At 58.7% G+C, this 18,315-nt stretch carries 21 protein-coding genes and 1 tRNA gene; 15 read left to right on the forward strand and 7 right to left on the reverse strand.

Annotated features, from left to right (window positions below):
* Nucleotides 1–240: 240 nt before the first annotated feature.
* A tRNA-Lys gene (locus CLV78_RS19210) sits at nt 241–316 on the reverse strand.
* Nucleotides 317–417: 101 nt separating this feature from the next.
* On the opposite strand from CLV78_RS19210, the gene dapF reads away from it, so the two are divergent.
* From dapF to CLV78_RS19230, 4 genes are read left to right on the forward strand one after another with little or no spacing between them, the layout of a single operon-like run.
* Complete coding sequence (gene dapF / locus CLV78_RS19215) at nt 418–1,254, forward strand: diaminopimelate epimerase (protein WP_106207158.1); 837 nt, start codon at nt 418–420, stop codon at nt 1,252–1,254.
* A 1-nt stretch (nt 1,255) separates the two neighbouring features.
* Nucleotides 1,256–2,533, forward strand: coding sequence for a tRNA (N(6)-L-threonylcarbamoyladenosine(37)-C(2))-methylthiotransferase MtaB (gene mtaB, locus CLV78_RS19220; RefSeq protein ID WP_106207068.1), 1,278 nt, complete (start codon nt 1,256–1,258; stop codon nt 2,531–2,533).
* A 17-nt stretch (nt 2,534–2,550) separates the two neighbouring features.
* A complete protein-coding gene (locus CLV78_RS19225; protein WP_106207070.1) occupies nt 2,551–3,171 on the forward strand; it encodes an FMN-binding negative transcriptional regulator in 621 nt (206 codons plus the stop codon).
* 57 nt (nt 3,172–3,228) lie between these two features.
* Nucleotides 3,229–3,831, forward strand: coding sequence for a glutathione S-transferase (locus CLV78_RS19230; protein ID WP_106207072.1), 603 nt, complete (start codon nt 3,229–3,231; stop codon nt 3,829–3,831).
* 16 nt (nt 3,832–3,847) lie between these two features.
* On the opposite strand, the gene CLV78_RS19235 is transcribed toward CLV78_RS19230, so the two are convergent.
* Nucleotides 3,848–4,498, reverse strand: coding sequence for an outer membrane protein (locus tag CLV78_RS19235; protein ID WP_106207074.1), 651 nt, complete (start codon nt 4,496–4,498; stop codon nt 3,848–3,850).
* A 298-nt stretch (nt 4,499–4,796) separates the two neighbouring features.
* Between CLV78_RS19235 and petA the strand changes: the two genes are divergently transcribed.
* From petA to CLV78_RS19265, 5 genes are all read left to right on the forward strand, one after another.
* Entirely contained in the window at nt 4,797–5,369 is a 573-nt protein-coding gene (gene petA, locus CLV78_RS19240; protein WP_106207076.1) for a ubiquinol-cytochrome c reductase iron-sulfur subunit, read from the forward strand.
* 12 nt (nt 5,370–5,381) lie between these two features.
* The gene (locus CLV78_RS19245; protein WP_106207078.1) at nt 5,382–6,719 is read left to right on the forward strand and encodes a cytochrome b; all 1,338 of its coding nucleotides are present in this window, start codon (nt 5,382–5,384) and stop codon (nt 6,717–6,719) included.
* A 19-nt stretch (nt 6,720–6,738) separates the two neighbouring features.
* Nucleotides 6,739–7,530, forward strand: coding sequence for a cytochrome c1 (locus CLV78_RS19250; protein ID WP_106207080.1), 792 nt, complete (start codon nt 6,739–6,741; stop codon nt 7,528–7,530).
* An 859-nt stretch (nt 7,531–8,389) separates the two neighbouring features.
* Nucleotides 8,390–9,199: a class I SAM-dependent methyltransferase gene (locus CLV78_RS19260; protein WP_106207084.1), complete on the forward strand. Its 810-nt coding sequence runs from the start codon at nt 8,390–8,392 to the stop codon at nt 9,197–9,199.
* Between the two features lie 193 nt (nt 9,200–9,392).
* Entirely contained in the window at nt 9,393–9,890 is a 498-nt protein-coding gene (locus CLV78_RS19265; protein ID WP_106207086.1) for a hypothetical protein, read from the forward strand.
* Here CLV78_RS19265 and CLV78_RS24985 read toward each other — a convergent pair.
* The gene (locus CLV78_RS24985) at nt 9,780–10,241 is read right to left on the reverse strand and encodes an FAD-dependent oxidoreductase (RefSeq protein ID WP_158263608.1); all 462 of its coding nucleotides are present in this window, start codon (nt 10,239–10,241) and stop codon (nt 9,780–9,782) included. The two genes, CLV78_RS19265 and CLV78_RS24985, sit on opposite strands and share 111 nt — an antisense overlap.
* Nucleotides 10,242–10,463: 222 nt before the next feature.
* Here CLV78_RS24985 and CLV78_RS19275 point away from each other — a divergent pair, with 222 nt between their 5' ends.
* Nucleotides 10,464–10,685: a DUF1127 domain-containing protein gene (locus CLV78_RS19275; RefSeq protein WP_106207089.1), complete on the forward strand. Its 222-nt coding sequence runs from the start codon at nt 10,464–10,466 to the stop codon at nt 10,683–10,685.
* A 605-nt stretch (nt 10,686–11,290) separates the two neighbouring features.
* On the opposite strand, the gene tspO is transcribed toward CLV78_RS19275, so the two are convergent.
* The 3 genes from tspO to CLV78_RS19290 all read right to left on the reverse strand — a co-directional run bounded on the left by tspO (nt 11,291) and on the right by CLV78_RS19290 (nt 13,572).
* Nucleotides 11,291–11,767, reverse strand: a complete 477-nt coding sequence (gene tspO / locus CLV78_RS19280; RefSeq protein WP_106207091.1) for a tryptophan-rich sensory protein TspO — start codon at nt 11,765–11,767, stop codon at nt 11,291–11,293.
* A gap of 45 nt (nt 11,768–11,812) precedes the next feature.
* Nucleotides 11,813–12,358 (reverse strand): CIA30 family protein, encoded by a 546-nt coding sequence (locus CLV78_RS19285; protein WP_106207093.1) that lies wholly within the window; start codon nt 12,356–12,358, stop codon nt 11,813–11,815.
* 140 nt (nt 12,359–12,498) lie between these two features.
* Complete coding sequence (locus CLV78_RS19290; protein WP_211301039.1) at nt 12,499–13,572, reverse strand: flavin monoamine oxidase family protein; 1,074 nt, start codon at nt 13,570–13,572, stop codon at nt 12,499–12,501.
* A gap of 222 nt (nt 13,573–13,794) precedes the next feature.
* On the opposite strand from CLV78_RS19290, the gene CLV78_RS19295 reads away from it, so the two are divergent.
* Both CLV78_RS19295 and CLV78_RS19305 read left to right on the forward strand, forming a co-directional pair.
* Nucleotides 13,795–14,016 (forward strand): DUF1127 domain-containing protein, encoded by a 222-nt coding sequence (locus tag CLV78_RS19295; protein ID WP_106207097.1) that lies wholly within the window; start codon nt 13,795–13,797, stop codon nt 14,014–14,016.
* A gap of 807 nt (nt 14,017–14,823) precedes the next feature.
* Nucleotides 14,824–15,390, forward strand: a complete 567-nt coding sequence (locus CLV78_RS19305; protein ID WP_106207101.1) for a hypothetical protein — start codon at nt 14,824–14,826, stop codon at nt 15,388–15,390.
* A gap of 103 nt (nt 15,391–15,493) precedes the next feature.
* Here CLV78_RS19305 and CLV78_RS19310 read toward each other — a convergent pair whose 3' ends face one another.
* On the reverse strand, nt 15,494–16,327 hold the full coding sequence (locus tag CLV78_RS19310; protein WP_106207103.1) for a CPBP family intramembrane glutamic endopeptidase: 834 nt from the start codon (nt 16,325–16,327) through the stop codon (nt 15,494–15,496).
* A gap of 144 nt (nt 16,328–16,471) precedes the next feature.
* Between CLV78_RS19310 and CLV78_RS19315 the strand changes: the two genes are divergently transcribed.
* From CLV78_RS19315 to CLV78_RS24600, 3 genes are all read left to right on the forward strand, one after another.
* Nucleotides 16,472–17,404, forward strand: a complete 933-nt coding sequence (locus tag CLV78_RS19315) for an aldo/keto reductase (RefSeq protein ID WP_342751841.1) — start codon at nt 16,472–16,474, stop codon at nt 17,402–17,404.
* 36 nt (nt 17,405–17,440) lie between these two features.
* Nucleotides 17,441–17,695, forward strand: coding sequence for a hypothetical protein (locus CLV78_RS23705; protein WP_146136732.1), 255 nt, complete (start codon nt 17,441–17,443; stop codon nt 17,693–17,695).
* A 239-nt stretch (nt 17,696–17,934) separates the two neighbouring features.
* Complete coding sequence (locus CLV78_RS24600) at nt 17,935–18,288, forward strand: metallophosphoesterase family protein (protein ID WP_245925176.1); 354 nt, start codon at nt 17,935–17,937, stop codon at nt 18,286–18,288.
* The last annotated feature ends 27 nt before the right edge of the window (nt 18,289–18,315 follow it).

Raw genomic sequence — 18,315 nt, forward strand, 5'->3', positions numbered from 1 at the left:
CGGAGGTAGTGCAAAAGATCGCCGATTGCGGCACGCCCGCGGAGAAATGAAATCCGATGGCTCACGCCGTTTCGCTACCGAGTTTTCCGCACTCACACCGCCACGCTGGCCGGCGGATTTGACATCAGATTTCTTCGCGACCGGGAACTTTGAATTCGGAGGGTTTGGGAAGAATGCGCCGCCATCCGCTCCAAAAAAACCAAAGGGCTCAGGCGTATCCGCCTAAGCCCTTGATTCGAATGGTGAGCCGTACAGGATTCGAACCTGTGACCCACTGATTAAAAGTCAGTTGCTCTACCAACTGAGCTAACGGCCCATCCGAGGCCCGCTGATTAGAAAAAGCGGCAAGCGCGGTCAACCCCAAAAAACCACCATGCTCTTTATTTGTTTGGAGGGTACGCGTATATGCGGCTGAGCATGAACACCCAAGCTACCATAGACGCGCTGCCCTTCATGAAAATGCACGGGCTTGGCAACGACTTCGTGGTCATCGACCAGCGAGGCGCGCCCCGAATCGTGTCGGAGTGCATTGCCAGGGCACTTGGCGATCGTCAGCGTGGCGTCGGATTCGATCAGTTGGCAATCATCACCGATGACGACACCGCCGATGCCGCATTGGTTTTCTACAACGCCGACGGCTCGCTGTCGTCCACATGCGGGAATGCAACACGCTGCGTCGCGCGCCACCTGATGGATCTGTCGGGGGCCACCTCAGTCCTGCTGAGGACGGAACGCGGCGTGTTGAGATGTGCCGATGCCGGGAACGGGTTGACGACCGTCAACATGGGCGCTCCGCTGCTCGGCTGGGATCAGGTTCCCTTGTCCGAAGCGATGGATACCCTTGAGTTACCGATAGACGGCGCGCCGACGGCTACCGGTATGGGCAATCCGCATTGCACCTTTTTCGTCGACGACGTCGATGCCATTGACCTCGCCAGTTTCGGGGCAACACACGAATGCCACCCGCTGTTTCCTGAACGGACCAACGTGCAGATCGCCCATATGATCGGGGAGGATCACCTCCGCATGCGGGTTTGGGAGAGAGGCACGGGCATCACACTCGCGTCAGGTTCGTCGTCCTGCGCAACGGCTGTTGCCGCGGCGCGGCGCGGTCTGACCGGGAGGTCCGTGACCATTGAACTGGATGGTGGCACGCTGCGGATCGACTGGACCGCGGAAGGCGTATTGATGACCGGCCCGACCGCGCATGTCTTTGACGGCGTGCTGACGCCAGCATTCCTGGAGAGCCTTTGAAATGGACGGTGTCCCTCCTGTGACACGGCCGCCGGTGTTTGCGACACTTGGGTGCCGGCTGAACGCCTACGAGACCGAGGCGATGAAGGAACTGTCCGCAGCGGCAGGGATCGAGAACGCCGTGGTGGTCAATACCTGCGCGGTGACCGCCGAAGCGGTCCGCAAGGCGCGCCAGGAAATCAGGCGCCTGCGTCGGGACAATCCGAATGCGACTCTGATCGTCACGGGGTGCGCTGCCCAGACCGAGCCAGAGACGTTCGCCGCCATGGATGAGGTGGACCGGGTTATCGGCAACAGTGCGAAGATGCAGCCAGAGACATGGAAGGCCATGTCCGGACCCGATTTCATTGGATCCACCGAGAAGGTCCAGGTTGACGACATCATGTCGGTCAAGGAGACCGCCGGGCACCTGATCGATGGCTTTGGCACGCGATCGCGGGCCTATGTCCAGGTGCAGAACGGCTGCGACCATAGATGCACCTTCTGCATCATCCCCTTCGGGCGCGGCAACTCCCGGTCTGTTCCGGCAGGGGTGGTGGTGGACCAGATCAAGCGGCTCGTGGCTCGCGGCTACAACGAGGTTGTGCTGACCGGCGTGGACCTCACAAGCTGGGGAGCGGATCTGCCGGCTGAACCGAAACTCGGCGATCTGGTCATGCGTATCCTCAAGCTCGTACCCGACCTGCCACGGCTCAGAATCTCGTCGATCGATTCCATCGAGGCCGATCCCGCCCTGATGCAGGCCATCGCGACCGAATCCCGCCTGATGCCTCATCTGCACCTGTCCCTTCAGGCGGGCGACAACATGGTACTGAAGCGCATGAAACGGCGGCACAGCCGTGAAGATGCGATCAGGTTTTGCGAGGACGCCCGGCGCCTGCGCCCGGATCTCACATTCGGTGCAGACATCATCGCCGGGTTCCCCACGGAGACGGAGGAAATGTTCGCGAACTCGCTGGCAATGGTGGAGGAGTGCGACCTGACCTGGCTTCATGTCTTCCCCTACAGCCCACGAAAGGGCACGCCGGCGGCGCGGATGCCGCAGGTCCACGGCGGGGTGATACGTGAGCGGGCTGCCCGTCTGCGCACCGCAGGAGAAGTGCAGGTGCGCCGTCACCTCGGCGCCCAACTCGGGCAGCGGCACGCAATCCTGATGGAGAACTCGCGCATGGGCCGGACTGAGCAGTTCACCGAAGTGCGCTTCGAGACCGACCAGCCCGAAAGCCAGATTGTGCAGGCCGTGATCCGCGGGCATGACGGGACACATCTTCTGACCTGACAGCGGCAATCGAACTTATGCACCCCAATCCAGCCTTCCGTACGACAACGCAGAATGGGAACCTTCAATTCGCGCGCGAACGCGGGTTCGGGCAACTCACGGTGGCGAAGGACGGCTTGCCACTGGTTGCGCATGTCCCCTTCGCGCTGACCGATAGCGGCGATGCCGCGGATCTGCACCTCGTGCGGTCGAATCCGGTTGCCCGGGCATTAACCGAACCGACACCGGCATTGATCGCCATATCTGGACCCGACAGCTACATCTCGCCGGACTGGTACGGCATCGACGACCAGGTTCCGACCTGGAACTATGTCGCTGTGCATCTCCGGGGTACGCTGATCCCGCTTCCGCAGGAGGATCTTCGCAAGTCGCTGGACCGGTTGTCGCTGGCGTTCGAGGCACGCCTTGAGCCGAAGCCGGCCTGGACGGCCGCCAAGATGCCTGCGGATCTCCTCGACCGGTTGATGCGCAGCATTCGGCCCTTCAGGTTCGAGATCGAGACGGTAGATGGCACCTGGAAGCTCACCCAGAACAAGGTCCCCGAGGCACGAATGGCCGCAGCGGACCATGTCGACGCCTACGGAATCGGGCAGGAGACCCGCCTTCTGGCCGCATTGATGCGCGGGGCCTCCGAATAGGGACTTCGCAAGGCCCCGACGCCAGCCTATCGTTCCGGGACCATCTCAGGAGGCTTCATGAAGCTCTATCACGCGCCCGCGTCGCCCTTTGTCCGCAAGGTCATGGTAACATTGCATGAAACCGGTCAACTCGAAGACGTCGAGGTGATCTCGGCCACAGGGACGCCGGTGGATTCCGCCCGGATGCCGACCTCCGAAAACCCGCTTGGCAAGATCCCGACGCTGGTGCGCCCTTCCGGCCCGGCGCTCTTCGACAGCCGGGTGATCTGCCGCTATCTTGATGCGCGGGCACACGGCGGGCTCTACCCTGAATCTCGGATCTGGGACGTGTTGACGCTAGAGGCGCTGGCGGACGGGATCATGGAAGCGGCTGTGCTCATGGTCTACGAATCCCGCTGCCGACCGGAAGAGAAGGTTCACGATTTCTGGGTCGAGGGGCAATGGGCCAAGATCGGACGCGGGTTGGACGCGCTCGAAACACGATGGGTCAGCCACCTCGCCGGACCGCTCGACATGGGTCAGATCGCGGTCGGCTGCGCCCTGTCCTATCTCGATTTCCGCCACTCCGACCGCCAGTGGCGGCAGGGGCGGGATGCCGTTGCCGCATGGGAAGTCCGCTTTGCCGAACGCCCGGCCATGTTGGCAACGCAGCCGGCGTAGCTCGTGCAGCGGGGTCCTAGAAACTGTAGGTGACACCGATGTTGAGCGCATTGGTGATCACGTCTGTCTTCATGTTGCCGCCATTTTCAAGCTCGATGTCGTTCCAGGACATGGTCCCCTTGTACTCCCCGAAGACCGACCATGCCTCGGTGAATGCGTAGGAGACGCCGCCGGCCAGCATCACCGCCGGACCGGTTACCTGGTATTCGAAGGTCTTGCTGTCGCCGCGCTGGACGTCGACATGCGGCATCGCAAAACCGACACCGCCGCCGGCATAGGGCGTGAGCTTGCCTTGCGCCCACTGGCCCGGCCACCGATAGAACACGTTGGCGGTAAAGATGTTCAGCCCGTCCGTCAGTTCGAGATCGTCGAATCCGTTGTCTACCTGGGTTTCGTCCGAGGCATAGACCTTGGCATGGTTGAACTCGAGCCCGTAGCCAATGTTCTGCGACCTCCACCAGGTCGCGCGAAGCCCGTAGTAGGGCGGCATGGCCGACGACTTTCCTTCCCACTCAGCGAGGAAGTTGAAACTGTTGGTCCCGTCGTCTCCTTTCACCCGAGAATGCGGGGCCTCCTGGTAGCCCGTGTAGACACTGATGGCGACCTCGGCGCTCGCCGGGAGGGAGAGCGCGACCGAGGCGAGTGCGGCGGGAAGGATTCGTTTCATTGCATTTCTCCGTTTCAGACCGAGTCGCGACCTGTTGTTTCGCGACCTATCACAGAGTCAGAACCGATCCAGAGGGCCTCTCGCTGCGCTGCCGAAACACGCGGAGTGTTGCCGCTGCGTCTCGCCCGTGCAAAATTGACGCGGTTTCAAGGGAATTGCGACACCCGGTCGCAGATGTGCGGGAATGTCGGCTGGACTGACCCAAACCATCCCTCTACTTACCTTTTCAGATCGGCTGCACGAAAGTGGAGCCAGTTATGCAATTGACGAATGCCAAGCCAGGAAAGGGAGATTCCTCGTGTCCCAAGCAGAAGAGCACGACGGCACCCGTCGCGACTTTCTCTACTACGCCACCGCGGGCGCCGGCGCCGTGGCGACCGGCGCAGCAGTCTGGCCCATGATCAACCAGATGAACCCTTCGGCCGATGTCCAGGCGCTGAGCTCGATCCGGGTCGATGTCAGCTCGATCGAAGTCGGAACCCAGATCACCGTCAAGTGGCGCGGCAAGCCCGTTTTCGTTCGCCGCCGCTCGGAAGGTGAGATTGAGGCTGCCCGCTCGGTGGATCTGGGCGATCTGCCCGACAAGGACGCTCGCAACGACAACAAGGCCGGTGACGCCTCCGACACCAACCGCACGCTCGACGAGGCAGGCGAGTGGTTGGTGATGATGGGGGTCTGTACCCATCTCGGCTGCGTGCCACTCAACGACGCCGGCGATTATGTCGGCCCCGACGGTATCGGCGGCTGGTTCTGCCCGTGCCACGGATCTCACTATGACACCTCCGGGCGCATTCGTCGCGGCCCGGCACCCGAGAACCTGCCGGTTCCGGTTGCCGTGTTCGAAGACGAAACTACCGTCAAGCTCGGATAAGGGAGGACACCCATGGCTGGAATTCCCCACGACCACTACGAGCCGAAAACCGGCGCGGAAAAGTGGGTCGAGAGCCGCCTCGGCATCATCGGCCTGATCTACGACACAATGATGATCCCCACACCCAAGAACCTGAACTGGATGTGGATCTGGGGCATCATCCTGGCCTTCTGCCTTGGTTTGCAGATTGTCACGGGCATCATTCTCGTGATGCACTACACTCCGCATGTCGACATGGCCTTTGCCTCGATCGAGCACATCATGCGCAACGTGAACGGCGGACACTTTCTGCGCTACCTGCACATGAACGGCGCCTCGCTCTTCTTCCTCGCCGTCTACCTGCATATCTTCCGCGGCCTCTACTACGGCTCCTACAAGGCCCCGCGCGAGATCACGTGGATCGTCGGCATGCTCATCTACCTGATGATGATGGGCACGGCCTTCATGGGCTACGTTCTTCCCTGGGGACAAATGTCCTTCTGGGGTGCGACCGTGATCACCGGCCTGTTCGGCGCGATCCCGTGGATCGGCGAGAGCATCCAGACCTGGCTGCTCGGCGGCCCGGCGGTGGACAACGCCACGCTCAACCGCTTCTTCTCGCTGCACTACCTGCTGCCCTTCGTCATTGCCGCCCTGGTGATCGTCCATATCTGGGCGTTCCACACCACGGGCAACGGCAACCCGACGGGCGTTGAGGTTCGCCGCGGCTCCAAGGAAGAAGCCAAGAAGGACACCGTGACCTTCTGGCCCTACTTCGTGATCAAGGACTTCTTTGCCCTGGCGCTGATCCTTGTGGTCTTCTTCGCTGTCACGGGCTGGATGCCGAACTACCTCGGCCACCCGGACAACTACATCGAGGCCAACCCGCTGGTGACACCCGCGCATATCGTGCCTGAATGGTACTTCCTGCCGTTCTACGCGATCCTGCGTGCCTTCACTGCGGATGTCTGGGTCGTGATGTTCACCGAGTGGATCACCTTTGGCATCGTGGACGCGAAGTTCTTCGGCGTGATCGCCATGTTCGGTGCCATTGTTGTCATGGCCCTGGTGCCCTGGCTCGACACGAGCCGTGTTCGCTCGGGCCGCTACCGCCCGATGTTCCGGTGGTGGTACGCGATCTTCGCGGTCAACTTCGTGGTCCTGACCTGGGTCGGTGCCATGCCGGCGGAAGGGATCTATCCCTACATCGCGCTCATCGGCGCAGCCTACTGGTTTGCCTACTTCCTGGTGATCCTGCCGCTGCTCGGCGTGCTCGAGAAGCCCGAAGAGCTTCCCGAGACCATCGAGGCCGACTTCAACGCACACTATGGCAAGCCCAAGGGCGATGCCGCGGCCACCCCGGCCGAGTGAACGGAAGGATCGTTTTGACATGATCAAGCAAATCGCACTCTCTGCGGCCACGGCCCTCGCCATCTCGGGCGGGGCAGCCCTGGCAGCCGGTGGCGAAAGCCATATCCATGACGTGCAGTTCTCCTTCGAGGGACCGTTCGGCGCCTACGACCAGATGCAGCTTCAGCGTGGCCTACAGGTCTACACCGAGGTCTGCGCAGCCTGTCATGGTCTGAAGTACGTGCCGATCCGGACGCTGGCTGACGAGGGTGGTCCGCAACTGCCCGAGGACCAGGTGCGCGCCTACGCGGCCCAGATGGAGATCTTCGATCCCGAACTGGACGACTATCGCCCGCGCGTGGAAACGGACCACTTCCCCGAGAACAACGACGCCGGCGCACCGGACCTCAGCCTGATGGCCAAGGCCCGCGCCGGGTTCCACGGACCCTATGGCACCGGCCTCAGCCAGTTGTTCAACGGCATGGGCGGGGCGGAGTATATCGCGTCGCTCCTGACGGGGTACACCGGCAAGGAGAAGGAAGAGGCTGGCAGCATCTTCTACGAGAACACCGCCTTCCCCGGCGGCTGGATCTCGATGGCACCGCCGCTTTATGGTGAGGATGTGGAATATGCCGATGGCCATTCCAACAGCATCCACCACGAGTCCGAGGACGTTGCTGCCTTCCTGATGTGGGCTGCCGAGCCGAAGATGATGGCGCGGAAGCAAACCGGCCTGATCTCGGTTATCTTCCTCACCGTGCTCACCGTTCTGCTCTACGCAACCAACAAGCGACTGTGGAAACCCATCAAGAAAGCCGCGAAGGAGGCATAGGCCCCTTCCCGGCTGTGAGAGAAATGGACGGCGCCTCCGTGGGGCGCCGTCTTTTTTTGTTTGTCAGATATCAAGAACCCGACAACCCGGCAGTATTCCCAATAACCGGCAGTACTGATCCGGCTCTGCTTCAAACATCCCTTGTCCCCCGCAGGAAATAGTAAGCAACGTTGTGCGCCTGGACGTATGCCACGGTCCACTGCTTTCTGCTGCCCGGGATCGACGCCCAGGACACGCACTTTTGAGGAAGGTCGAGCTCTCTCGCTGAGCCGAACAAGGTGTTGAGCGCCTTGGGATACACGCTGAGAGGGTCGGCAACGTTGTAATTGGCCGCCCACAACGCAGGTTTCCCCACGCTGGACTACCAAGCTGCAGGTATCGCGATGTGGACTGTTGCGGGAGACATCAGACAAAAGCATGAAACAGCAATCTGCTAGGACGTCGCCTCGGCCAACCGAGCCAGAATCCCTTGTTCCGATGAACCAGATGTCGCCGATGCACTGACAGTCAAACCGGGCCGTCCGATAGGGGCAGGCCACCTGGCTTTTCTCGCCGATGGATTTGCGCCGTTCTTGCCCACAGTTCTCCGCAACTAGCACATTTCTTTGCGCGACTTCGGCTCCCACTCAACCAGTGCAGGAAACCAGGGGCCCCGGCATGATTTCTGGCGGGGCACTGCAAGTATGACCTGCAAATTGGGTCGTCGAATGCAACTCGTTGCCCGAGTGTGGCGCCGGAACGAAGGCGACAGAGGGAGCAATGCGATAGTCGTGCCCTTTTCGGTCGTCTCGAGTGCCTATGCCCGCTGGCAAACTTGCTTTCCTCTGCCAATGTGGACCCGACGAGCGAGGTTGAAAAGATGTCCGAAGAGATCAAGTCTGCATTCGAAGCAGCCGCTGACCATTTTGGTGCGAACTCTCTTTCCTTTTGGGATTACATCGGCAGACGCACAATTGACCTTGCCCAACTCAGCCGAGGTGGAAACGTTCTGGACGTGGGCTGCGGAAGCGGGGCGTCGGCACTACCTGCCGCAGAAATCGTAGGCCCATCGGGGCACGTTGTGGCCATTGACTTTTCCACTGGCCTCATTTCGCTAGGACAGGAGAAGGCTATCGCTCGAGGACTCCGGAACATCGACTTCCTGTGCCAGGACATGACGGCGCTCGACTATCCGGAAAACTCGTTCGATGCCGTCGTCAGTGCTCTGTCCATCTTCTTCGTCGACGACATGGAGATGCAGATCCGCAAGTTTTGGTCTGTGTTGAAACCAGAGGGCGTTCTCGCAGTGACTTGCTGGGGGCCCGACGTGCTGGAACCTGCGATGTCTGCATGGTCCGAAATCGTCCGGGATGTTCGACCTGATCTGCTCTCGGAACCGTCTCCTGGGGATCGGATTTCCAATCGCGACGAACTGGCCGCACTCTTCCGAGACGGCGGAGCCGGCGATCCGGTTGTGGTAGAAGAACCCGGTTTCCACGACATCGCTCATCCGGCGGACTGGTGGGAGATCGTCATGGGCACAGGGCTCCGCGGGGTGATGGAGGAACTATCGGAAGACGAAATCAACGACGTGAAGTCCCGCACACTGGCCTGGGCCACACATTCGAAACTCTCCAAGGTTGAGTTAAACGTCTTGTATGGGCGTTCAAAAAAGTCCTTGGAGCGATGATGGAGGTTTTGTGGGTGCCGGCAATTCCCATTGGAGGCGGCGCCGGTTGGCTTTGGCCTGAACCGTGAAAGAAATCGCGCACAAGAACCGGACATGCTACTCCACCCGCGAGCGTAGAGCCGAAAACATGCGCCCTCGAGACGGCAGAGCAACGCAGATGTATTGAAACGCTTTAAGTGGAAGGCCTGTGCCAATGAAAATCTTGATTGGAGCGCTTCTGGGTGGAGCCATCGTCTTTGCCGTGGTCTTTTTCATGAAGCAGCCGGAACCCACTCCCGAGGAGCGGCTTGACGAGGCGGCGCAGCAAGCGGGAGAAGCTGCGAAAGACGCAGTGGATGCGCTGAAAGATGCTGCGAACGACGCGACCGGTGCGTTGGCAGATGACCTCAGCAAGTCGGCGGATGAGATCTCCAAACAGCTCGAAATGGCCAGTGCAGACCTGTCGGAACGGATAGCCAGTTCTTCGTCGGCTGCGCGTGGCGAACTTGACAAAATGATGGCGGATTGGAAGGCAACTGGCATCCTGACCGAGAGCGGCATGGACTTCGACAAGGCCAAGGAAGCGATCAATAGAAGCGAACTACCAGAGGACGCCAAGTCCCAGATAGCACTTGTATTGGATTTTCTGGACACGGCTCCGGGGGCTTTCGACGCTCGACTCAGAGAAGTGGAAGAGGCCGTTCGGCAATAGATCTCCCCCACTATTAAGGACCTTGATCGCCACAGGACCTGGCGACACAACGGCCTTTGCAAACCCTTCCAACGGGATCTTGATACTCCCTAGCGCATCGCCAGTTCGCCAACCTGAGACGCCAAGGCGGAAATGATCGCTTGAGCGGAGACGGTTGAGCGGCCATATCCAAGTCGGCCCGCCATCGAAGCGCAACGTTTCGTTTCCCGAGTCAGCAATTGATCTGACGCGCCCACCAATTTGCTCGGCCCTCTCGAGGACAGAAACAACTCTGCCTGCTTCTTGCAAAATCAGGGCAGCCGTCAGACCCGCGATGCCAGCGCCGACTATGACAATCCCGGTCTCGTGCACGAATCTACTCTTTCTCGAATGCAACGCCTTCAGACAAGCGTCACCTGCAAGTTATTAGCAATGCTTCGTTCAGGAAATGCATAGCAGATTTGACCATTTCACTGCTTGTTCAGAACAGCGTCAAGCTTAGGTCTATGACCAAGGAGAGCGCTAACACATCGACCCGAAGCGCTTTCAACCGCCAATCCGGAGAGGGCTCCGGACAATCTGAGGATACCGAAAATGGCCTATGTTTCTGCCGCCCCCCGCGCCGACTTCAACGTCAACACCAGCTGGTTCACCGCTCTGATCAAAAGCGCCAAGCTTCGAGTCGAGCGCGCGCGTGCCTATCGCCGCACCTACGACGAGCTTTCGATGATGTCTGAACGGGAACTGGCCGATATCAACCTCAGCAGCCTGGATATCCGCGACGTGGCCCGCGAAGCCGCAGCCCGCATCGAGTAACAGCTTTTCAATTCCGAAGCCCCTCCTCCTCCCTGGGTTTCCGGAACAGGCGGCGGCATCCTCCTCCCTGGTGTCGCCGTTTCTTTGTTTAAGGGTATGGGGCCATAATCAAGCGGGGCCCGCACTTCCAGCGGACATGTGGACGACCGTTCGGTATTCCCGCTTTCTGGCTACCGCTCCTATGCTGACCAGACTGCCTACTTGCATCTGAAACGCTTTCGTGGCCGGAACTAACCATCTGTAGGGGTGCCCATAGTGTTGCGCGGCTTTCATTGATTTCATTGGGGAATTTTGACAGTTCCAGCCCAAAGTTTTGCGCCGTTCTTGCCCATAGTTTTGCGCATCTCGCCCATAGTTCTACGCGGGTGAACTGCCCACTCAACCTGCGCGCGAGGTCGGACGTTCCCGAGCGATTCTTGGCTGGCTTCTGCAAGTATGAAGTGCACTTTGAACTGCAAAGTGCAACCTTTGCATGAGCGACAAGGTCTCCATTCGGCATATCCCGAGTGGTCGCCGATCACTGTCGACAAAGGAGGACTCGATGGGCCGCCAAGCGCAGCTGTCTCACGACCTCGACCGACATGAGCACGCGATCCTGAAGAGCTTCACCAACCTCGTCCGGAAGTGGTCTCGTCCGGATTTAGTCTGAGGATCGCGTAGTTCAGGCAAGCCGCGACTGAAACCCAGATGAGATACGGGATCATCAGGATGCCAGACAGCAGATCAATCTGGAGGAACGCGATAGTCGTTGCTGCGACGGTCGCCAACAGGAACAAGATGATCCAAAGCCCCGCTCGCATTCTATGCAGCCCGAAAAAGACTGGAGTCCAAAGTGTGTTGAGCGTGATCTGGAGCGCCCACAGCGCCAAGGCAAGTCCGCCATCCTCCGCGATGGCGACGCGAGCAGCTGCCCAGGACATTAGCAAGTAGATAGCCGTCCACATCACAGAGAACAGCCAGGATGGCGGCGTCCAAGAGGGCTTGCGAAGGTTGCGATACCATTCACCCGGCGCGAACAGCGCACCAGTTGACCCCGCTGCCACGCACGCTGCCAGAAAGATCAAGAACAGTAGAATTGTCATACTCCGCCTCGCTCCGCTGAGCTGGTTGTTCGTTTTTCGCTAAGTCTAGAAGATCCCGATCTCGGCCAGGGACACATCCGCCTTATGGTCCCTGCCGTATGCAACAAGCCCGATTGAACGGATAGTCTCAGGCGACACGCGCTTGGGCAACAAACGCCCTGACGTTTCGAAGGCGGCCCAGGGTAGGCGGACTTCAGTCCAATCAGGCCCACTATCGAAACCCGCCTGGTAGTATTGCCAGGAGAGCCTTGTGGAACGCGTCCTAAGGTGAATGAAATAGCGCTCACCATTTCCGCGTACCTTCAGCACCAACCCGGCAGCGTCCGTCTCGACGATGTCGATCATGGTGCGGACCTGGATGAAGCCGCCTCGGTTTTCGGTGCTGACCTCTCCTGTCAGCCGGATGAAGTCCTGGCCATCGTCGCTACCGAAACTGGATTGACCTTGGGACACCCCCCCCATGACGCTATCTGCAACGTAGGTCCATGGCAGATCCGACGCGGTCTTCATTTGCACAGTCATGGCCGTTTCACCTGCCGCGATGGTCGCGCCAACCGTGAAGATTGTCGCGAGAATGGTGTTCCTTATCATCTTCCGAGACCTTGTCGTTTTCCCCAACACGAAATGTAGTCCGATCCGGTGGTCTGGCCCATACTTAGGAAAGTGACCCCTCAAGTCTGGAGGGCCCTGTCACCTGGTGATCGACAGAACCAGATTCGACCCAAGCCGCTCTAGCGGGTGTCGAGAAGTCGGTTCGCCGTTGCCTCGCCAGACACAAGTGCTCCCTCGATCAGTCCGGGGCTAATCTCGGCGGTTTCCGAGGCAGCGAACCACAATCGATTGCCGAGATGCCCTTGCCGCAGCACCTCGGGGCCGACCTCGGGGTGTTCCGGAGGCTCCTCCAAATCCAACCGGCTGCAAATCAACGGCTCCGTAGCCCAATCCTGTATGATCAGATCTTGCGGCTGAGCAGCCTCGGAGCCGAAGCAGCGGACCAGTTGTTCAACGATGGCTGTTCGAAGTGCACTTGGGTCCCGCCGACGATCCATGGGAGGCCACCCCACGAAACCGAACAACGCACCCGACGCCGCATGTTCAGGAGAATGATCGTGGACTTCGACCAAGGGTCCAATCCGACTGGCCACCCGACCTGAAAGCCCCCGCTCCCGCCAGAAGGGCGTCTTGAAGAGTATGACGGCTTTGGCTTGCTGCGCCATCCAGGTTGAGGTTCGACGCATAAGGTCAAGCGACTCTCGTTCGATTGCGTCGATCCTGATCTGTTCCGCGATCATCCTGAGAGGTACGGCGAGGACGACTTTGGCGCAGCTGATCGTTTCTCCGTCTTGTAGGTGAACGTGTAGGCCATCATTCGTGTTTTCGAGAGCGACGACCCGTGCATTGAACTTTTGGGTTTCAGGATGGAGTCTGTCTTTGAGCGCCTCCACGATTGCGGATGGACCTCCGGACAGTCGAGAAATACCGTCCTGTCCCGGAAGGTGCTGACGTACCACTTCCGGTCCGAAACCATCAAGTACAGCCTCGCCGTCTTCAAATTGCGCAAAAGGTCGGATGGATAATTCTTCAAGCCAGCGCTGAACGTGTGGTTGCCATCTCGGCCACACCCAAGTCGGTCCAGTGTCGAAACGCGCGGTTCCGTCCACCCCCCCTGCAACCGAACGAACCCGACCGCCCGACCTATTCGCGCCTTCAAGAAGGGCGACGCGCTTTCCTGCGCGTTGCAGGCAGAGGGTTGCGGTAAGGCCCGCGATTCCAGCCCCAACGACGACAATTTCTGTTTCTTGCAAGATCCTGCTCTCTGGCGACAGGGACGCCATCTATTTGGCGTTCTTTGCAAGCTAGCGCCAAAGCATCGTGCAGGGAATGCATATCGGGTCTGAGCTACTGGTCCCTTGTTGGGAACGGCTGGGAGCATACATCAATGACCAACGAGAGCGCTAACAATGAGACCCCAAGCGCTTTCAAACGCTGATCCGGACAGGGTTCCGGACATTCTGAGGATACCGAAAATGGCCTACGTTTCTGCCACACCCAGCGCCGAGTTCCACGTTAGCACCGGTTGGCTCCGCTCCTTGATCGACAGCGTCAATCTTCGCATCGAACGCGAGCGCGCTTACCGCCGGACCTATGACGAGTTGTCGATGATGTCTGAACGGGAACTGGCCGATATCAACCTCAGCAGTCTGGACATCCGCGACGTGGCCTGTGAAGCGGCAGCCCGCATTCACTAACAGTTCTATCATTCCGAAGCCCCTCCTCCTCCCTCGGTTTCCGGAACAGACGGCGACACCCCCCTCCCTGGTGTCGCCGTTTTTTTCGGAATGAACTCCGGTCAGGCTGAGTTGAGCCATTCCCTTACCTCAGCGACGTCGGCATCGACGATGAACTATTATCGATACTCAATGAGCGCGCGAGGTTCGTTGGTAGACAGAGGTGCAAGGCGTTTTCGAACGCTTGGTGTCTCGGACTGATGCTAGTTCATACTCAAAAGAACCTGGATGTCGCGCCGATTGAGACGTCCTAGCAATGTGCGTTCCTCGACGTTGAGATCTGCGCCATCGGCAATGTAGTTCATTAGTTCCAGTGCGATTTCAGTGGTCGGTCGATAGTAAAAATCGGGGCTAGATCGGCTAAGCTCGGAAACCATTCGACTGAGCAGCCTCTTCTGCCGCTCCGAGTCCAGGTCTTTCCTTTTGTCTTGCAGCATCGCTTCAGGCCCCGGAAATTGAAAAACATGTCGTTGTCGGAAAGGTAGCACCTGCATCGATCCCGTCCATTCGGTGGCCAAGCCCGGAAGCCTGCTTCGTCATGCGACCGTCCTTTACGGCCTCCGGGTCAGCACATCTGACAATCAGCTTGCCGCGCGGTTCCAGACCCATCCTCGAACAGACGGCTTCCGAGGAACTGACGAGGCTCACCAACCTCGACGAACTGATACCCTGGAGTTACGCTGCTCAGGCGGCATAACCGGCGACGCTTCGTCCGCGCCGGAGCGCCGTCGCCAGACTGTCACGCCAGAGTGTTGAGCGACAAAAGGCATGACTTTCGAAAAACCGTCATGGATAGACATCAAACAGATCATTTCCGGATGGTCGGACAAGCAGTTGGTCGGTCTCGTTCAGGACTTGTATCGCCTGTGTCCGGAAAACGCGGCATTCCTGAACGCTCGATTGCTACAACAGTCGACGCCGAAGCAAAAGCTGGCGCCCTACAAGAAGCGCATTCGTGCTGCTGTCAGTCCGAAGGAACCCTGGAAGCAAAAGGTTCGTCTTTCCGAGGGTCGCAAAGCGATCAGCGATTTCAAAAAGGCGAATGGCAACGTCCGAGACGTGCTGACGTTGATGACCTACTATGTCCAATGTGGGAACGACTTTACGTTGGAGTTCGGTGATATCGACGAACGTTTCTACGACAGCATGTGCACGATGGTCAGGCAGATCACAGACCGCCTGTTGAAGGAACAAGATCATCAAATTGTGGATGAAATCCTTCCTTCTCTGGAGAAGGAATTCAAACGAATCGATGGGCAGATGGGTTGGGGATACCCAGACGAGTTCGGTGATTGCCTTGAAGAGTTGAGGGACGCGTTCGAACGGGAGCCCTGATGTGCATTAACTCGCAAAAGTAGATGAAGTTGGGTCGCGGCGTTGTCACAAGCCGACCAAGTCCAATACTCCGTAAGGCATGAACTCCAGATTTCGATATAGATCAGCCTGCCGCAGCCGGGTATGTGAACAGGGTGAGGTGAACGATATTGAACCCGAAATGAAAGAATACGGCACTGCGCAACCCGCCTCCTAACTGGTACGCCAGACCGTAGGCCAGTCCAGCAACAGTGGCAAAAACGACCAAGACTATCCCGCCGCTCAGATGGGCTAAACCAAACAAAGCGCTTGTGACTACAATCGCGGTCCAGATGCCCAGCCGGGCAGCCAGTTCACGTTGCAGATACCCTCGAAAGAAAGCTTCTTCGGGAAGGCAGGTCAGAAGCAGGTTGCCGACAATGAAAACCGGCAGCCATTCGGGGATGCTGGGTTCCCAACGGACTGTCTGAGTTAAGACAGCAAGCGCGAATAGGCCACCAAGCAGAAGAAGTCCCGCTGCCACAAATCTTTTGTCGGCTCGGGTCGGAGTTAGCAGAAGCTCCGGCAGGGCAAACAGCAACACGAAAAACGCGAACGGCTTTTCGAGCCCTATGCTGTAGCTGAATGGAACGCTTGCAGGTCCGGTTTGGACATCGATGGCGATGGGCATGCGTTCGACACCGGAAATCATTTCTAGGCCGAAGATGAAGCACAGCAGGATAAGCAGGATGTGCTTCAATGGAACGAACCCCTTCGGCAGTCGAGGCAGCCATGCGGCAATACCAAGGCATACCGAGAACAGAAGAATGGAAATCGGGCTGAGAAATCCAAACCACCAACCCAGACACGCCGTCATCGCCAAAAACGGCAAGGCCAGGATCCTGTGCCCCGCCCATCCAATCGCCAATGCAATCGTTAAGGGAAGCCAGGTCAGGATCTCCGGCCAGACAGTGGACATGGCGTTCAATTTGGGGCTCCAGTTGTTGCAACACTGGCGGCACTCGGGACTTCAATCTAAACCGAACTTGATGGGGTAGTTCGAATGAAAATGACACAGCTTGGCTCCGATGGGCCGCAAATCTCGCAGTTTGGGATTGGGGCGATGTCATTCGCAGGTCTCTACGGAGACGCAACTGTCGAGGAAAGCCACGCGGTGTTGGATGCGTGTCGCTATGCAGGTGTCACCCACATCGATACGGCGAATGTCTATGGAAACGGGCGCTCCGAAGAACTCATCGGCAGATGGTTCGGCGCCAACCCCGGCGTCAGAGACGAGGTGGTCCTGGCCACAAAGGCGGGCATCACAAGAGATCCCGAGCGTCGTTTCAATAACGATCCCGACCATCTGGAGATGTCACTGGATGAAAGCCTCGAACGACTTGGGGTCGATCATGTCGACATTTTCTATGTCCATCGCTACGACCGCACCCATAGCCCCGAAGACGTCGGCGGGACGCTGAAGCGTCTGATCGATAAAGGGAAGACAAGGGCCGTTGGCTTCTCCGAAATTGCCCCAAGCACGCTTCGACGCGCGGCCACGGAATGCCCGATTGCGGCGGTTCAGTCGGAGTATTCGCTTTCAACACGCGCACCCGAACTGGGTCTGATCCAGACCTGCGCCGAGCGTGGGACAACGCTTGTGGCGTTTTCACCTGTTGGCCGAGCATTTCTCACGGATGCTCCGTTCAGCTACGAGCGTGCACAATCCATGGCCTTCACGAAGTCCAATCCGCGCTTTGTCGAACCGAATTACGGCGCCAACATCGCTGCAACCGACCGGTTTCGGAGTCTTGCAGCAGACATGGGTGAACCCGCTGCTGCATTGGCCATCGCGTGGCTCATCGCTCAAGGGGATCACGTTTTGCCCATCCCCGGCACCAAGAACACAAACCATCTTGCCGAGTTGCTTCGCGGGACGGAACTCAATCTCTCGAAGGAAGATCGTCAACGCATTGACGAGGTTCTTCCGGTCGGATGGGCACACGGCGACCGTTACACCCAATCGCAGTGGGAAGGTCCGGAGCGGTATTGCTGACGGCTGTGACGGACCAACGACCATCAGGAGAAAGATATGGAATGGCCTATTGCAGTCGTCGGAGTCGCGGCGATCATTGCTTACTTTGTTTTTGACAGCTGGAGAAGCAAAGCGAAACCTTCGAGAGAACGTTCAAAGCTCGAAACACCCGCGAACCGCACGGCACTCGGGTCGATCTTTCCAACCAAGCCGCGTGCTGACATTCGAGAAGTGACACCGGAAGATGTCTCGAAAAGACATCCGGCGGCAGCTGCAACAGATGATCAGCGCTCTGCTCCGGAACGGAAATAAACCACCATGTCTTGCGATGCCAGAAACACAGCAGGCGCGATGTAAACTGTTGGCCGGTTGCTTTCTACCGGGATGTTTTCAGGCGGTGCAGATCTTGGTCTCGGTTTGCGGCAGAAGTTGCGTTGGGGGCGATGGAAAACTTTGTCCCGGACCTGCGCCACAGGTAATCTCTTTAAGAAAAATTACCTTTCTCATCACACTTAGCCTGGACCCATTCGCCAATAGTGAGACCGCTGCATATGCCAAGCATTCGCTTCGTCCATACATCCGACCTTCACCTCGGCAAGCGGTTTGGCACGATGCCCGATACGATCCGCAGTCGTCTGGTCGAAGCACGCCACGAGGTCATCGCACGGATTGCGGACGTTGCCCGGTCCAACGGCGCAAGCCATGTCTTGGTGGCCGGAGATACGTTCGACACGGAAACACCATCGGACAATGTTCGCGTCCAGGCACTGGCAGCGATGGGATCCGATCCGAACCTGACCTGGTGTATCATTCCCGGCAACCACGACAGCCTCGCCGCCGAAACCCTTTGGGAACGTGTGGAGGCAGATGCACCTCCAAATGTCCGAGTGCTGTCGAAACCGTAGCCAGTCGAAATCGCTCCCCAGGTCTTC

It is taken from the genome of Aliiruegeria haliotis, from assembly GCF_003003255.1.
In the GTDB taxonomy this organism is placed as follows: Bacteria; Pseudomonadota; Alphaproteobacteria; order Rhodobacterales; family Rhodobacteraceae; genus Tropicimonas; species Tropicimonas haliotis.

Excerpts from the sequence above, each read along its gene's own strand:
- CLV78_RS19285 (WP_106207093.1), bottom strand. The coding sequence starts at position 12,358 with ATGATAAGGAACACCATTCTCGCGACAATCTTCACGGTTGGCGCGACC.
- CLV78_RS23705 (WP_146136732.1), top strand. The coding sequence starts at position 17,441 with ATGGAATGGCCTATTGCAGTCGTCGGAGTCGCGGCGATCATTGCTTAC.
- CLV78_RS19225 (WP_106207070.1), top strand. The coding sequence starts at position 2,551 with ATGCACCCCAATCCAGCCTTCCGTACGACAACGCAGAATGGGAACCTT.
- CLV78_RS19315 (WP_342751841.1), top strand. The coding sequence starts at position 16,472 with ATGTCATTCGCAGGTCTCTACGGAGACGCAACTGTCGAGGAAAGCCAC.
- tspO (WP_106207091.1), bottom strand. The coding sequence starts at position 11,767 with ATGACAATTCTACTGTTCTTGATCTTTCTGGCAGCGTGCGTGGCAGCG.
- CLV78_RS19265 (WP_106207086.1), top strand. The coding sequence starts at position 9,393 with ATGAAAATCTTGATTGGAGCGCTTCTGGGTGGAGCCATCGTCTTTGCC.
- CLV78_RS19310 (WP_106207103.1), bottom strand. The coding sequence starts at position 16,327 with ATGTCCACTGTCTGGCCGGAGATCCTGACCTGGCTTCCCTTAACGATT.
- dapF (WP_106207158.1), top strand. The coding sequence starts at position 418 with ATGAACACCCAAGCTACCATAGACGCGCTGCCCTTCATGAAAATGCAC.
- CLV78_RS19230 (WP_106207072.1), top strand. The coding sequence starts at position 3,229 with ATGAAGCTCTATCACGCGCCCGCGTCGCCCTTTGTCCGCAAGGTCATG.
- CLV78_RS19260 (WP_106207084.1), top strand. The coding sequence starts at position 8,390 with ATGTCCGAAGAGATCAAGTCTGCATTCGAAGCAGCCGCTGACCATTTT.
- CLV78_RS19295 (WP_106207097.1), top strand. The coding sequence starts at position 13,795 with ATGGCCTACGTTTCTGCCACACCCAGCGCCGAGTTCCACGTTAGCACC.
- CLV78_RS19250 (WP_106207080.1), top strand. The coding sequence starts at position 6,739 with ATGATCAAGCAAATCGCACTCTCTGCGGCCACGGCCCTCGCCATCTCG.
- CLV78_RS19235 (WP_106207074.1), bottom strand. The coding sequence starts at position 4,498 with ATGAAACGAATCCTTCCCGCCGCACTCGCCTCGGTCGCGCTCTCCCTC.
- CLV78_RS19245 (WP_106207078.1), top strand. The coding sequence starts at position 5,382 with ATGGCTGGAATTCCCCACGACCACTACGAGCCGAAAACCGGCGCGGAA.
- CLV78_RS24600 (WP_245925176.1), top strand. The coding sequence starts at position 17,935 with ATGCCAAGCATTCGCTTCGTCCATACATCCGACCTTCACCTCGGCAAG.
- CLV78_RS19305 (WP_106207101.1), top strand. The coding sequence starts at position 14,824 with ATGACTTTCGAAAAACCGTCATGGATAGACATCAAACAGATCATTTCC.
- CLV78_RS19275 (WP_106207089.1), top strand. The coding sequence starts at position 10,464 with ATGGCCTATGTTTCTGCCGCCCCCCGCGCCGACTTCAACGTCAACACC.
- mtaB (WP_106207068.1), top strand. The coding sequence starts at position 1,256 with ATGGACGGTGTCCCTCCTGTGACACGGCCGCCGGTGTTTGCGACACTT.